This is a genomic window from Cupriavidus sp. UME77 (genome assembly GCF_014170355.1).
Classification (GTDB): Bacteria; Pseudomonadota; Gammaproteobacteria; order Burkholderiales; family Burkholderiaceae; genus Cupriavidus; species Cupriavidus basilensis.
Genome location: NZ_LZZU01000007.1, coordinates 124,612 through 136,961 on the forward strand (window position 1 = coordinate 124,612; position 12,350 = coordinate 136,961).

Below are 12,350 nucleotides of genomic sequence, written 5' to 3' on the forward strand. Positions count from 1 at the left end.
ATGCCGCGCGTTGCCATTGCCGCAAAGGCGCTGGAAAAATGGTTCGGCCAAGGGGAGGCCCGGACCAATGCGCTCAGGCAGGTCACCTTCGAGGCGTACTTCGGCGAGATCCTGTTTATCGTAGGCCCATCCGGCAGCGGCAAGACCACGCTGCTGAGCGTGATCTCCGGCATCCTGCGCCCGGACGGTGGCGAGGTGGTGATCGACGGCACCAGTATCTGGCAGATGGACAACGATGCGCTGGCGGCGTTCCGCCTCGCCAGGATCGGCTTCGTGTTCCAGGACTTCCACCTGTTTGGGCGCCTGACCACGCTGGAAAACGTGGCGATCCCGCTGATTCTCAAGGGCCGCGACTGGAACGATGCGCTGAACGAAGCCAAGCGCTACCTGGAGATCGTCGGGCTGGCCAACCGCGCCCAGTTGCCGCCGATCAAGCTCAGCGGCGGCGAGCAGCAGCGCGTGGCCATCGCCCGTGCCATTGTCAGCCAGCCCGACATCCTGATTCTCGACGAGCCCACGGCCTCGCTGGACGGCGACACCGGCCACGCCATCATGGAGTTCGTCAAGGTGCATATCCTCAACGACAAGCGCTGCATCGTGATCGTCACCCACGATGCCCGCATCTTCGACATGGCCACCCGCATCCTCGATATGGAAGATGGCAAGCTCAAGGGTATCGAGCGGGGAGAGGCACGATGAAGAACAAGCTGTTGTTCATCCTCTCAGCGCTGGGCGCCCTGATCGGCGTGGTGGCGGCCATTCTCTATGCTCAGCAGCGGCCGCCGCTGCCGCCGGTGTTCCAGCCAGCGGCCAATCCGTACAAGAACGGTATCTACGCCAATGGCATCATCGAGAGCTACCAGGACAACGGCGCCAATATCAACCTGTATCCCGAAGTCGCGGGAACGGTAGTCCGTATTCCGGTGCGCGAGGGGCAGGAGGTGGGGCGGGGCGCGGACTTGCTGGTGATCGAGGATTCCGTGCAGCGCGCGCTGGCCGCGCAGCAACAGGCGCAGGCGGAGGCTGCCGAGGCCCAGCTCGCGCAGCTCAGGGCGCAGCCGCGCAAGGAAACGCTGGAGGTGGCGCGCGCGCAGGCCGAGGCGAGTTCCGCCAGCCTGAAGACGGTGCAGGACCAGCTCGACAAGCTGCAGCGGTCCTATGCGCTCAACGCCCGCTCCGTCAGCCAGGACGCCATGGACAACGCCGCCAATGCGGTGCGCGTGGCGCGCGGCAACCTCGACGTGGCGCGCCGCCAGCTGGAGCTGACGCGCGCCGGCGCCTGGGTCTATGACATCCGCAATCAGGAACGGCAGGTCGATGCGTTGCGTAAGGCCGCGGCTGCCTCCACGGCATTGCTCGGCAAGTACGTGATCCGCGCGCCGGTGGACGGCGTGGTGATGTCGGTCAATACGGCGGTGGGCGCCTATGTGTCCTCGCAAGGCACCTACGGCACCTATACGCAGGCCAATACCCCTGTGATCGTGATGGGCAGCGCACCAGGCACGCTGGCGGTGCGCGTGTATGTCGACGAGATCCTGCTGCAGCGCCTGCCGAGCGCAAAATCCGGGCAGGCGCTGCAGGGAAGGATGTTTGTGCGCGGCACCAACACCAGCATCCCGCTGGAGTTCGTGCGCACGCAGCCTTACGTCACGCCAAAGATCCAGCTGTCCGACCAACGTACCGAGCGCGTGGACGTGCGCGTGCTGCCCCTGCTGTTCAGGTTCAGCCCGCCGCAGAACCTCACTGTCTATCCGGGCCAACTGGTCGATGTCTACCTGGGTGGCGCCTCATGAAGCGCCATGCGCTGCCCGGGTTCGCGCTAGTCCTTGCCTTGCTGGGCGGCTGCGCCGTGGGCCCGGACTTCGTCCGCCCCGAGCCGGCGGTGCCGGCCAGCTACACGCGCGATGCAGACGCGGTGCGCACGGCGCCCGGTGACGGGATCTCGCAAATTTTCATGGAAGGGGCCACGTTGCCGGCGGACTGGTGGCGCATGTTCGGCAGCGCCGCGCTGGACGGCGCCATGATCCGGGCTCTGGCGGGCAACCCCACACTGCAGGCGGCGCAGGCCAACCTGCGGCAGAGCGAGGCTGCCATGCGCGCCGGTGCCGGCGTGTTCTACCCGCAGCTGGACGCCGCAGCCGGGGCCACCCGGCAGTCGGCATCGCCGGTCCGCATCGGCCAGGCCGTCCCGGGCACCGTCTTCAACTTGTTCTCGCTGAGCGCGACGGTCAGCTATACGCTCGACCTGTTCGGCCTGAACCGGCGCACGGTCGAGGCGCTGTCCGCCCAGGTCGACCTGCAGCGGCAGACGCTCGGCGCCGCCTACCTGGCGCTGACGGGCAATCTGGTCAACACCGTGGTCGCACAGGCCGGCTACGCGGCGCAGATCCAGTCCACCACCGAGCTGGCGGCCCTGGTGCGCGAACAGGTGGAGATCACGCGCGCGCAGGTGCAGGCCGGCACGACAGCACACGCCAGCGAACTGAGCCTGGCGGTGCAGCTTGCCGCGCTGGAGGCGACGTTGCCTGCGCTGCGGCAAAAGCTGGAGCAGGCCGATCATCTGGAGGCGACCCTGTCTGGCCAGTACCCTGCCGAGGGCGAACCGCTTGCCGTGACGCTGGAGACCCTGCGCTTGCCGGCGGACATTCCCCGGCTGCTGCCGGCGGAACTGGTCCGGCGCCGTCCCGACGTGCTGCTGGCCGAAGCGCAGCTGCACGTCGCCAGCGCCGAGGTAGGCGTGGCCACCGCCGCCATGTTTCCCGCCATCACCCTGAGTGCTGGCTATGGCCGCGAGAGCTTGCAGCTCGGGACGCTGTTTGGCGGTGGCAGTGCAGTCTGGAGCCTGGGGGCGGGCCTCACAGCGCCGTTGTTCCATGGCGGCGAACTGTACTACCGGCGGCGAGCTGCCCTGGCGCAGATGGAAGCGGCGCAGGCTGGCTACCGTCAAGTGGTGCTGGCCGCATTCGGGCAGGTGGCAGACGCGTTGCGGGCCCTGGAGCACGATGGTGAGCTGGTCGAGGCCACGCGCTATGGGCGGGATCTCGCGCAAGAGGCCTTGCAGGAGATCCAGGCCAACTTCCAGGGCGGCACCGCCGGCTACTTGCAGGTGCTGGTGGCGGACGCCCAATTTCACCAGGCCGATATCGGCTACCTGCAAGCCACGACCCAGCGGCTGCAGGACACTGTGGCGTTGTTCCTGTCGCTGGGCGGGGGCTGGGACGCCAGCGCCGAATATCCCAACAGCCGCTCAGGCCTGCCGCATCGTGATGGCACCATTCAGCCAATGTCATCCTCGGACAGCGCCTCGTACCCAGCCACCACATCGAACAGCTCCTCGTCGATCGCGCTTTGCCGCTCGCTGTGAAATTGGCCGCGAAGGCTGGCGAGCAATTCGTCGATGTTCTTGTCGGCCCGCTCCATCGCAGCCAGGCGGCTGGCGTTCTCGCTCGCCAGCGATTCGGCGCAGGCGCTGAACAGCGAGATAAAAAGGTGCTCGCGGATCAGCGCGCGCATCGTGGCGGTGCCGCCCCCGATCACTTCCGGCGGATTCGGCGTCGGCCAGCGCTGCGCCAGCAACCCGGCCAGCCATTGCGCGTCAAGGGGCAACAGGCGCTGCTCTACGGGCTGGAAGAGGGCGCCCGGCCTTGGCTGATTGTAGAAGACGTAGATACGGGGTTGCGCGGCCTGGCTCGGGTGTGTTTCCGTATCGAGCTGCAGCCGGTCGACCAGCGGGGCAATGGCCTCGACCGAGCCGGGCACCGCATAGGTGCCGGCCACGCTCACGCCGGCGCTGGCCAGGCGAGCCCGCACCCGCTCGCCGACGGCCCAGACCTCTCGCTTTCCGGGCATGGCCAGGAGCGTTTTGAGCGCATGGTCGACGATCACCTCGTTGAACTGGCCCACCAGCCCCTGGTCGGAGCCGAACACGATGGCGCCGACCGCTCCCGCTAAGGCAGGCTTGCTCTCCCCAGGCGTTAAACCTGCGGGCGCCAGCGTGCGCAGGCATGCCCAAAGACCAAGGCTCACCGCGCGGCGGTAGTCGGCTAGCGCCAGCACGGACTGCTCGTACTGGCTGATGCTGGAGGCGGCCAGCGCGCGCATGGTGCGAACAACGGCTTGCAGATCCGTGGCGCTGCCGATCTGGTGCCGCAGCGTGGCGGCCGAGTCGCTCATTGCCTCCACCCCTCTGCCGCAGAATGTGCCTGCGCTTCGAGCCCGGCCCCGGTATCGGTACCGGTATCGGTACCGGTATCGGCCCCGGCCTGGAACTGCGCAAGGGCGGCGCGGACGATCGCGGTCACTGCCTGGCCATCCGCCTCGTCCGGCTTGCCCGCGGCCTCGAAGCGGGCGGATACCGCCGGTGGGATGCTCGCCGCCGCGGCGCGCACTGCAAGCTGCGCGTCCTGCATCCGGTCCAGCGGCACGGCATCGAACAGCCGCGCGGTCAGCGCGCTCAGGATGGCGATCTGCGCAGGCACCGGGACCGGGTCGGATTCGGGCTGCATCAGGCAGGCGCGAATGCGCTGGCCGTGCGCGATGGACTGGCGGCTGTCATCATCGAGCCTGGCGCCGAAACGGGAGAACGTCTCGAGTTCCTCGAACTGCGCGTAGGCGAGCTTGAGATCGCCGGCCACCGCGCGAAAGCTGCCCCGCTGCGCCTTGCCGCCCACGCGCGACACCGACTTGCCGACATCCACCGCGGGCAGCACGCCAAGTGCGAACAGCGTAGGCGACAGATAGACCTGGCCGTCGGTAATCGAGATCAGGTTGGTCGGGATGTAAGCCGACATGTCTTGCGCCTCGGTCTCAATGATCGGCAGCGCGGTAATCGAGCCGCCACCGCGCTCGGCGGCGAGGTGCGTGGCCCGCTCCAGCAGCCGCGAATGGATATAAAAGATGTCCCCCGGGAAAGCCTCGCGGCCGGGTGGGCGGCGCAGCAGCAGCGAAAGCTCGCGGTAGGCGCGGGCGTGCTGGGTGAGGTCGTCGTAGACGATCAGCACGTCCCGCCCGGCCTCCATGAAGTGCTCGGCGATGCTGGTGGCGGCATACGGCGCGATATAGGCCAGGCCTGGTGGCTGGTTGCCTTCGGTGACGACCACGACGGTATAGTCCATCGCCCCCTTGGCGCGCAGGGTCGCCACCGCCTTGGCAACAGCCGAGGCGCGCTGGCCGATGGCGCAATACACGCACACGACATCCTGGCCGCGCTGGTTCAGGATGGTATCGATGGCAATGGCGGTCTTGCCGGTCTGGCGGTCCCCCAGAATCAGTTCGCGCTGGCCCCGCCCGATGGGAATCAACGCATCGATGACTTTCACGCCGGTTTGCAGCGGCACCGTGACCGCCGCGCGCTCCATGATGGGTGCGGCCGGGCGCTCGATCGGCAATCGCGCGCTGGCCGCGAGCGGCCCGAGGCCATCGAGCGGGCGGCCAAGCGGATCGATCACGCGCCCGAGCAGCGTCTTTCCCACGGCCACGTCCATCACGCGGCCCGTGCGCTCGACCTGGTCGCCGGCGCGCAGCCGCCAGTAGTCGTCGAGCAGCACCACGCCGACCTCGTCTTCATCGACATTGAACGCGATGCCGTACACGTCGCCGGGAAAGCGCACCAGTTCGTCATAGCCGATGCCAGGCAGGCCGCAGACTTGCGCGACGCCCGTGGCCACGCTGACGATCGTGCCCACCTCCTGCGCCGCTAGTGCCGGCACGAACCGGCTGCGCGCCTCGCCCATGGCGGCGAACGCCCGATCGATGGCGGTTTGCGGCGGGGTAAGCGCGAAGTTCATGGCTGGCTGGCCTCGGGCTTTGGCGTGGAATCCGGCTCGGGCCCGGCATGCATCGCCCCGTTTTCCGCGCTCAGCAGCTCGCTCACGGCCTGCTCCAGCAAGCCGAGATAGCGATCGATGCTCCACGCCAGCTTCTGGCCGCCGACGATGAGTTCGATGCCGCTTACCAGTTCCGGGGCCGGGTCGAACTGCAAGGGGATGCTGGTGCCCAGTGTGTCATTCACCGCCGCCTGGATGGCGGCGCACTGTGCGGCGGGCAGCGCGAACGCGCTGCGCACCACCGCGTGCGCCGCCGGCTGCCTGAGCGCGGCCGCAAGACTGGCTCTGGCAGGCTCGTCGAGCGCACGCAGACGGCGGATGAAGACGTCTGCCACGCGTTCTTCGAGGCTCGCCGAGGCCAGGTCCGCGAGCGCCCGGCGCGCGACGGCAAACACCTCTCGACGTGCCAGGTCGCCGAGCGCCTGCGTCAGTTGCCCGGCTTCGCTGCGCAGCGCGTCCTGCCGTTTTGCGGCCAGCGCGTCCGCTGCCTGGCGCGCGGCTTCCAGCCACTGCCGGCGCTGTGTCTCGGCATCGCCAGCCGCCTGTGCCAACAGCGCAGCACGCTCGCGCTCGAACGCATCGGTCTTTCGCTGGAACGCCTCGCCTTGCTTGCGCGCCTCGGCTTCCTTGGCGCTGGCATCTGCGATCTGCCTGGCGATCCTGCCCTCGCGGGCGTCGATGGCGTCAAGCACGGGCTGGTAAAGAAAGCGCTTCAGCAGCCAGACGAGGATGACGAAGTTGAGCGCCTGCGCACCCACGGTGAACCAGTCGATCAGCATGGCTTACCTGGCCACCGCGCGGGCGATGGCGGCGTTCCAGAAGGGGTTGGCAAAGATCAGGATCATCGAGACGACGAAGCAATAGATCGCCGTCGACTCGATCATCGCCAGGCCGACGAAGAGCGTGCGGGTGATCGTGGCCGATGCATCGGGCTGCTGCGCCAGCGACGTCAGCGCCGTCGCTACCGCCCGGCCTTCCGCGAGCGCGGGCCCCATGCAGCCGAAGCCGGTGCAGAGGCCGGCCATGGCGATCGATGCCACCGCGATGATTGTCAGGCTGTCCATGGGATGGTTCCTTGGTCGGGTTCAGGGTGTCTTTTCGAGTGGCAGGCCTGGCTCCTCCTTGCCGCCATGCGTGGCCGCCGCGAGATAGACCGCGGCCAGGATGCTGAAGATATAAGCCTGCACCATGCCGGTAAGCAGGCCGAGCGCGGTCATCACGATGGGAAACAGGAACGGCGTGATCGTCACCAGGATGGCAATGATCATGGCTCCGCTCATCATATTGCCGAACAGGCGAACAGCCAGCGCAAGGGTGCGCGACAGCTCGCTGATGATGTTGAACGGCAGCATCATCAAGGTCGGCTCGAGGTAGGACTTCAGGTAGCCGCGCAGCCCCTGGTCGCGGATGCCGTACAGCGGCACCGCCACGAACACGCACAACGCCAGCGCCAGCGTGGTCGACAGCGATCCGGTGGGCGGCTCGTAGCCGGGAACGATGGTAAACAGGCTGGCCGCGGCGACGAACAGGAACAGGGTGCCCAGGAAACCGAGATACTTGCGCGGCTGGCGAAGGCCGACTTCCGCGATTTGCTGCGCGATCCCGGTCACGATGATTTCAAGCAGGTTCTGCCAGCGCGAGCGGCGGTGGCCCAACGAGAGCCGGCGCGTGACCAGCCAGGAGCCCAGGGTCAGCACCGCCATCAGCACCCAGGTGAAGAGGATCGTGCCGTTGAGCTTGACGAAGCCGTGCTGCCAGAAGATCCACTGGTCAGGGCTGAGGCGCATGGCCCGTCTCCCGAGGCGCCGGGGTGTGGCGGTCTGCCCATCGCCCCGTCATCCATGTCACCGCCACGCGTGCCAATGCAAAACCAGCCAGGCAGGCAGCCATCCGCTCCCATTGCCCCGCGCCGACGGCGTAGAAGCCAAGCAGCGTGGCGCCCATGCGCAGCAGCAGGCTGCCCAGCAGCCATAGGGCCGACTGACCGGATGAAAGCGTGCGGCGGACCGTCCACCACAGGCCACCGAAAAAGAAGCCACCGAGTGCGCCACCCGCGAGGGCCGCAAGCAGCAATGCCGCCACGTCATGTATCCGCATCGTCTTTCTCCTTCTGGTCCCGGTCCTGTTCCTGTTCCTGGTCCTGGTCTCGCCGCATGGCGCGGTCCTCCTTGGCGACCCAGTGCCAGGCATTGAAGCAGCCGAGCACGAGGCCGGCCACCAGCAGCGCCAGCGTCCACGCGTGCCGGCCCGGATAGTGCTTGTCCAGCCAGATGCCCAGCGCCGCGCCGAGCAGCGTCGGCACCACCACCGACCAGCCAACCAGCCCCATCATGCCCAACCCGAACCAGACCCCCGGCACGCCCTGGCGCCGCGCCCTGAGCTTGCGCTGCGCCTTGGCGCCCACTTTGCCTGCCAGCGTGGGCGCGGGCTTCGGCGGTCCGCCGGGCGGTGGCTCGGTCATGGCGATGGCTTGTGAAGCTTGGCGAAGCGCGCAAGAAAGCCCGTCTCCAGCTTGGCCATGACCGTGCGCAGGCTGCGCGCCTGCTCGTCCTGGGCCAGGAACTCACGCTCGACGGTGTCGCGCAGCGTGGCCAGGTCGGCGCCTGCCATGGCGCGGCGTACCGACACGCGCACATCGAGGCCGGTCTTGACCAACACACCCTCATCGACCGCGATAAACACTTCGCCATCGGCCGGCGTTTCGAAGGTGAGGATGCCGGGCGCGAGCGCCGCGACGCAATCGAGGCGATGCGGCAGCATGCCGAACGCCCCCCCGGCGGTCTCCGCCACGACGCGCGACACTTCGCGCTTGCGCAGGAAGACCCGGAAGGGCAGCAGTACTTCAAGCAGCATGCGATCCGGCGGCATGGCTCTCCTTGGCTGGCTCTGGCGCCACGGGCGCGGGCTTGCCCCTTGCTTCGGCGATCGGCCCGATCATGTAGAGCGCGCTTTCGGGGTAGTCCTTGAACTCGTCGCGCAGGATGCGCTCGCACCCATCGAGCGAATCCGCCAGGCTGACAGTCCTGCCCTTGATGCCGGTGAACTGCTCCGTGGTGAAGAACGGCTGGCTCAGGAAACGCTCCAGGCGTCGGGCGCGGGCGACGACGCCGCGGTCGGCGGGGGAGAGCTGTTCCAACCCCAGCATGGCGATGATGTCCTTGAGTTCCGCGTACTGCGCCAGCGTGCGCCGGATATCCTGCGCCAGGCGATAGTGGCGCGCGCCGACGATGCCGGGCGTGGCCATCCTGGAATTCGATTGCAGCGGGTCGACAGCCGGGTAGAGGCCCTCGCTCGCGCGCTTGCGCGACAGGACGATGGACGCCGACAGGTGCGAGAAGGTATGCACCGCCGCCGGGTCGGTGAAATCGTCCGCGGGCACGTAGACCGCCTGGATCGAGGTGATGGCGCCAGTGTCGGTGTTGGCGATGCGCTCCTCCAGCCCGGACAGTTCGGTGCCCATGGTCGGCTGGTAGCCCAGCCGCGACGGCATCTGGCCCATCAGGCCAGACACCTCCGATCCGGCCTGGATAAAGCGGAAGATATTGTCGATCAGCAGCAGGACGTCGCGGTGCTCATCGTCGCGGAAGTACTCGGCCATCGTCAGCGCAGCATGACCAACCCGGAAGCGCGCGCCCGGGGGTTCGTTCATCTGGCCGAAGACCATGACCATGTCCTGCAGGACGCCGGCCTCGCGCATGTCGTGGTAAAGCTCCTCGCCCTCGCGGCAGCGCTCGCCGATGCCGCAGAAGATGCTCACGCCCCGGTGATGGCCGACCATGTTGTGGATCAGCTCGGTGAGCAGCACCGTCTTGCCCACGCCCGCGCCGCCAAACAAGCCTGCCTTGCCCCCGGTTTCGAGCGGCAGCAGCACGTCGATCGCCTTGATGCCGGTCTCGAACACCATCGACTGCGTGGAGCGCTGTGACAGGGGCGGCGGCGCTCGGTGCACCGAGCGCCACTGGACATGTTGCGGCGCGGGCAACCCGTCGATGGGCTGCCCGAACACGTCGAACATGCGCGACAGGATGCTGGCGCCTACCGGTGCCTGCAATGGCCCACCGGTATCCTGCACCGCCATGCCTCGCGCCAGCCCTTGGGTGGAGGTCAGCGCGATGCAGCGCACATGCCGCGCATCGCGCTGCGCCAGGACTTCGATGGCGATCCGGCCATCCACGCCGGTACGCAGCAAGGTGCGAATCGGCGGCAGCCCTGCCTCGAAGCGCACGTCGACGACGCTACCGCGCACCGCGGCAACCACCCCCTGGCTCGCGCTCACCGGCAGCCTCCATGTGCGGGCGAAACCGCGCCATGCGGGCACGTGGCCCCCAACCGTGCCGGCCAGGCCGTCCGGCGATGTGCCACTGCCGCTGCGCTTGCTCCGGTCATGTGTTCATCCTCAAGCCTCCCGTGACTTGCTGCCGTTTTCACCGTGATGCCCGCACCAGGCGCCGCGCGCGCGGCAATGCACAATGATGCGCTTGTCCAGCCGGGAAAAGTTGATACAGGTCAACTTAGTGCATGCGTGGCACCGAAGCAAGACGTTGCGCAGCCGGAGCGATCGGACCGCTGATTGCGGCGCGGGCAGCGGCAGCGACTGCAACGCTTCAAGGGCCCTGGCGACCGCTCCGCTCGCAGTGGATGTCAGGATTTGTCAGCTTTGCCGGCGGGCGGCTCGCTAACATCGGCACCTATCAAGAATTCCCTGCTTGTCGCCGTCCTTGTATCGCCGGCTTCCTTCCGTACAGAGAGAAGAGATGAAAAAGCTCGCCACCGTTCCCTTGCTCCAGACAGCCATTTCCTCGCTATGTGCCGGTGGCGCCGTGAGCGCTGCCCAAGCGATCCCAAGCCGCGCTGAGGGGTATCCCGGCGGCTTTGCCACCGCATGATAAAGCGCGGGTCGTTCCCGGCCCGCTCGGTGGATCACGTTCCCCGGCGCGCTTTTCCCGCATCCCGATGGACGGGCGGGGGCAAGGTTTGCGGCCTGGCCATCCACGGGCCCCCGGTCAACCGCGCGGGAATCGAAGGGCCCCAGTCGAGCATGGGCAATGCCTGCTTGAACGACGTACAGTCCGGCGCGATTTCAATACTCGCCCTGGACAAGTCGGCTCCTTGATCCGGGTGGGCAGTTCATGACTCCAGCGGGCAAGCCGGTCGTGCGGGCTATGTCAGCGTAGGTCGCACCGGCCCGGGACTGGCCGATGCTCATATATTTGATAGGGATATGCGGAGAATCCTTCTACTCGAGGACGAGAGTGAACTGCGCGAAGAGATGGCCGCCTTCCTGCAGAAGCGGCAGTGGCAAGTGCTCCAGGTGGGCAACGTGGCCGAGTTTTCGTCTTTGGGCGACCAGGCCGACATCGCCGTCGTCGACATCATGCTGCCCGAAGGCTGCGGCTTCGACGTGATAGAAGCGCTGCGCCGGCAGTGGCCCTATTGCGGCATCGTCATGCTAACGGCACTGGGCAGCGACCACGCCAAGCGGCGGGCCTTCGAAAGCGGGGCCGATCGCTACCTGGTCAAGCCGATCAAGCTGCTTGAGTTGGATGCGATCCTGAACGACTTGAGCCAGCGCCTGACCGCGGGCAGTACCGTAAGTACCTGATACCTGCAGACGGCGCTATGGCCGCACTGGTCTCCCGACGACCGAGGATCGATCCCGAGGCCTTGGCGCACAACATCGGCCGGGGCGTAAGCCCAGCCGCTTGTTTGCCACCACCGCGCCCTGATTGACCTCGGACAGCCGGTCATAGGTCGTGTAGGGCAGGGCGGCGCCGTCGGCCCACAACTCGATACGGCCGTCCGGATACTCGGCACATCAATGTAGCGATGAACCAGGGAGCGACGCTCAGGTTGGTCGGTGATGAGATACAGCTTGCGGTCGTATTGCAGCGTCGGTCGGTTGGAGACTTTGCGCCATTCGCGCCAGGTAAAGATGCGCTTGAGGTCCTCGTCGGGCCGTACGGGACGGTGCGCATTGAAGTCGCTTCTGGGCATCTTGGCGAACCGCACATTGAAGTCCGCCAGGAAGACCGGGGCAAAGGCATTGGCCTCGGCCAGCGTCGAGATGCCGCGCTGGCGCAACTCCTTGACCAGCCGGTCCTGCAGCGTGCCATTCATTCGCTCCACGCGGCCCTTGGCCTGGCTGCTGTTGGCGCACAGGCTCTCGATATTCAGCTCGTACAGCGCGCGCCCGAACTGCGTATGGTCTCGCCCTGTGGTGACGCCTTTGGCATTGACCCGGAAGATGCTGGCCTTGTCGCTGTAGAAGGACACCGTTTGTCTAGGCCAAATTCAAATGTCCTCTCTTTGGCCAGATCAGAATGTCCGGTTTAATGCAGGATGGTTTTGATTCTTTTACGTCTTTTTCCTGGCTGTTTCCGTAAGGCAGTCGAGCTGGCCTGAGGCGGTAAGGTATCTACAGGGTGGGGCGGTTGCGTCAGTTCATCGATGGCGCGACGCAAGTCTTCCGCATTCAGCTGCCGTTGTGGTTTCGTGCCCGGGGCCGCCTGTTCGGGCCGTTGCCGC

Annotated in this window: 13 protein-coding genes and 2 pseudogenes; 4 read left to right on the forward strand and 11 right to left on the reverse strand. The window is 66.9% G+C overall.

Annotated features, from left to right (window positions below; genetic code table 11):
• Genes A9975_RS03720 through A9975_RS03730 form a run of 3 tightly spaced genes read left to right on the forward strand, consistent with a single transcriptional unit; the run spans position 1 to position 3,364 of the window.
• Complete coding sequence (locus A9975_RS03720) at positions 1-699, forward strand: ABC transporter ATP-binding protein (RefSeq protein WP_183031443.1); 699 nt, start codon at positions 1-3, stop codon at positions 697-699.
• Positions 696-1,793, forward strand: a complete 1,098-nt coding sequence (locus A9975_RS03725) for an HlyD family secretion protein (protein ID WP_183031444.1) — start codon at positions 696-698, stop codon at positions 1,791-1,793. Before A9975_RS03720 ends, A9975_RS03725 begins: the two co-directional genes overlap by 4 nt.
• Complete coding sequence (locus A9975_RS03730) at positions 1,790-3,364, forward strand: efflux transporter outer membrane subunit (RefSeq protein ID WP_183031445.1); 1,575 nt, start codon at positions 1,790-1,792, stop codon at positions 3,362-3,364. Before A9975_RS03725 ends, A9975_RS03730 begins: the two co-directional genes overlap by 4 nt.
• Here A9975_RS03730 and A9975_RS03735 read toward each other — a convergent pair.
• Genes A9975_RS03735 through atpD form a run of 9 tightly spaced genes read right to left on the reverse strand, consistent with a single transcriptional unit; the run spans position 3,277 to position 10,101 of the window.
• The gene (locus A9975_RS03735; RefSeq protein ID WP_183031446.1) at positions 3,277-4,173 is read right to left on the reverse strand and encodes a F0F1 ATP synthase subunit gamma; all 897 of its coding nucleotides are present in this window, start codon (positions 4,171-4,173) and stop codon (positions 3,277-3,279) included. The genes A9975_RS03730 and A9975_RS03735 overlap by 88 nt on opposite strands.
• Positions 4,170-5,786 (reverse strand): alternate F1F0 ATPase, F1 subunit alpha, encoded by a 1,617-nt coding sequence (locus A9975_RS03740; RefSeq protein ID WP_183031447.1) that lies wholly within the window; start codon positions 5,784-5,786, stop codon positions 4,170-4,172. The genes A9975_RS03735 and A9975_RS03740 overlap by 4 nt, the downstream gene beginning before the upstream one ends.
• Positions 5,783-6,604: a F0F1 ATP synthase subunit B gene (locus tag A9975_RS03745; protein ID WP_183031448.1), complete on the reverse strand. Its 822-nt coding sequence runs from the start codon at positions 6,602-6,604 to the stop codon at positions 5,783-5,785. Before A9975_RS03745 ends, A9975_RS03740 begins: the two co-directional genes overlap by 4 nt.
• 3 nt (positions 6,605-6,607) lie before the next feature.
• Complete coding sequence (locus A9975_RS03750) at positions 6,608-6,889, reverse strand: F0F1 ATP synthase subunit C (RefSeq protein ID WP_150990106.1); 282 nt, start codon at positions 6,887-6,889, stop codon at positions 6,608-6,610.
• 21 nt (positions 6,890-6,910) lie between these two features.
• Positions 6,911-7,612, reverse strand: coding sequence for a F0F1 ATP synthase subunit A (locus A9975_RS03755; protein ID WP_183031449.1), 702 nt, complete (start codon positions 7,610-7,612; stop codon positions 6,911-6,913).
• The gene (locus A9975_RS03760; RefSeq protein ID WP_183031450.1) at positions 7,596-7,922 is read right to left on the reverse strand and encodes an ATP synthase subunit I; all 327 of its coding nucleotides are present in this window, start codon (positions 7,920-7,922) and stop codon (positions 7,596-7,598) included. Before A9975_RS03760 ends, A9975_RS03755 begins: the two co-directional genes overlap by 17 nt.
• Positions 7,909-8,286 carry an AtpZ/AtpI family protein gene (locus tag A9975_RS03765; RefSeq protein WP_183031451.1) on the reverse strand — a complete coding sequence of 126 codons (378 nt, stop codon included), beginning with the start codon at positions 8,284-8,286 and terminating at the stop codon, positions 7,909-7,911. The genes A9975_RS03760 and A9975_RS03765 overlap by 14 nt, the downstream gene beginning before the upstream one ends.
• Positions 8,283-8,693: a F0F1 ATP synthase subunit epsilon gene (locus A9975_RS03770; RefSeq protein ID WP_183031452.1), complete on the reverse strand. Its 411-nt coding sequence runs from the start codon at positions 8,691-8,693 to the stop codon at positions 8,283-8,285. The genes A9975_RS03765 and A9975_RS03770 overlap by 4 nt, the downstream gene beginning before the upstream one ends.
• Entirely contained in the window at positions 8,668-10,101 is a 1,434-nt protein-coding gene (gene atpD, locus A9975_RS03775; protein WP_370563823.1) for a F0F1 ATP synthase subunit beta, read from the reverse strand. Before atpD ends, A9975_RS03770 begins: the two co-directional genes overlap by 26 nt.
• 945 nt (positions 10,102-11,046) lie before the next feature.
• Here atpD and A9975_RS03780 point away from each other — a divergent pair.
• Entirely contained in the window at positions 11,047-11,427 is a 381-nt protein-coding gene (locus tag A9975_RS03780; RefSeq protein ID WP_183031453.1) for a response regulator transcription factor, read from the forward strand.
• A 90-nt stretch (positions 11,428-11,517) separates the two neighbouring features.
• On the opposite strand, the pseudogene A9975_RS03785 reads toward A9975_RS03780, so the two are convergent.
• Both A9975_RS03785 and A9975_RS37740 read right to left on the reverse strand, forming a co-directional pair.
• Positions 11,518-12,098, reverse strand: a pseudogene (locus A9975_RS03785) (ISNCY family transposase); the annotation flags it as partial.
• Positions 12,099-12,154: 56 nt separating this feature from the next.
• Positions 12,155-12,350: pseudogene (locus A9975_RS37740) on the reverse strand (ISNCY family transposase); the annotation flags it as partial.

Bases quoted from the DNA above. Each gene is read 5' to 3' on its own strand.
- A9975_RS03720 (WP_183031443.1), top strand. From the start codon at position 1: ATGCCGCGCGTTGCCATTGCCGCAAAGGCGCTGGAAAAATGGTTCGGC.
- A9975_RS03725 (WP_183031444.1), top strand. From the start codon at position 696: ATGAAGAACAAGCTGTTGTTCATCCTCTCAGCGCTGGGCGCCCTGATC.
- A9975_RS03730 (WP_183031445.1), top strand. From the start codon at position 1,790: ATGAAGCGCCATGCGCTGCCCGGGTTCGCGCTAGTCCTTGCCTTGCTG.
- A9975_RS03735 (WP_183031446.1), bottom strand. From the start codon at position 4,173: ATGAGCGACTCGGCCGCCACGCTGCGGCACCAGATCGGCAGCGCCACG.
- A9975_RS03740 (WP_183031447.1), bottom strand. From the start codon at position 5,786: ATGAACTTCGCGCTTACCCCGCCGCAAACCGCCATCGATCGGGCGTTC.
- A9975_RS03745 (WP_183031448.1), bottom strand. From the start codon at position 6,604: ATGCTGATCGACTGGTTCACCGTGGGTGCGCAGGCGCTCAACTTCGTC.
- A9975_RS03750 (WP_150990106.1), bottom strand. From the start codon at position 6,889: ATGGACAGCCTGACAATCATCGCGGTGGCATCGATCGCCATGGCCGGC.
- A9975_RS03755 (WP_183031449.1), bottom strand. From the start codon at position 7,612: ATGCGCCTCAGCCCTGACCAGTGGATCTTCTGGCAGCACGGCTTCGTC.
- A9975_RS03760 (WP_183031450.1), bottom strand. From the start codon at position 7,922: ATGCGGATACATGACGTGGCGGCATTGCTGCTTGCGGCCCTCGCGGGT.
- A9975_RS03765 (WP_183031451.1), bottom strand. From the start codon at position 8,286: ATGACCGAGCCACCGCCCGGCGGACCGCCGAAGCCCGCGCCCACGCTG.
- A9975_RS03770 (WP_183031452.1), bottom strand. From the start codon at position 8,693: ATGCCGCCGGATCGCATGCTGCTTGAAGTACTGCTGCCCTTCCGGGTC.
- A9975_RS03780 (WP_183031453.1), top strand. From the start codon at position 11,047: ATGCGGAGAATCCTTCTACTCGAGGACGAGAGTGAACTGCGCGAAGAG.